The sequence below is a fragment of the Psychrobacter sp. T6-4 genome (assembly GCF_052258425.1).
GTDB lineage: Bacteria > Pseudomonadota > Gammaproteobacteria > Pseudomonadales > Moraxellaceae > Psychrobacter.
In genome coordinates, this window is sequence record NZ_JBQQEZ010000031.1 from 1 (window position 1) to 699 (window position 699).

General features: G+C 51.8%; 1 rRNA gene. It reads left to right on the plus strand.

Features of this window, described 5'->3' with window-relative positions:
* A 23S ribosomal RNA gene (locus ACTXGE_RS12480) occupies positions 1-669 on the plus strand; the annotation flags it as partial.
* Positions 670-699 lie beyond the last annotated feature (30 nt).

Sequence of the window (699 nt, forward strand, 5' to 3'; positions counted from 1 at the left end):
CCGAGGACAATGTATGGTGGGTAGTTTGACTGGGGCGGTCTCCTCCTAAAGAGTAACGGAGGAGTACGAAGGTGCGCTCAGACCGGTCGGAAATCGGTCGTAGAGTATAAAGGCAAAAGCGCGCTTAACTGCGAGACCCACAAGTCGAGCAGGTACGAAAGTAGGTCTTAGTGATCCGGTGGTTCTGTATGGAAGGGCCATCGCTCAACGGATAAAAGGTACTCTGGGGATAACAGGCTGATACCGCCCAAGAGTTCATATCGACGGCGGTGTTTGGCACCTCGATGTCGGCTCATCTCATCCTAGGGCTGAAGCAGGTCCTAAGGGTATGGCTGTTCGCCATTTAAAGAGGTACGCGAGCTGGGTTTAGAACGTCGTGAGACAGTTCGGTCCCTATCTACCGTGGGCGTTGGAAATTTGAGAGGAGCTGCTCCTAGTACGAGAGGACCAGAGTGGACGAACCACTGGTGTTCGGGTTGTCATGCCAATGGCATTGCCCGGTAGCTACGTTCGGATGGGATAACCGCTGAAAGCATCTAAGCGGGAAGCCCACCTCAAGATAAGATTTCCCTAAAGAGCCGTTCAAGACTAGGACGTTGATAGGCAGGGTGTGGAAGCACAGCGATGTGTGTAGCTAACCTGTACTAATTGCTCGTTTGGCTTGACCATACAACACCCAAGTGGTTTGTAATTATCTAT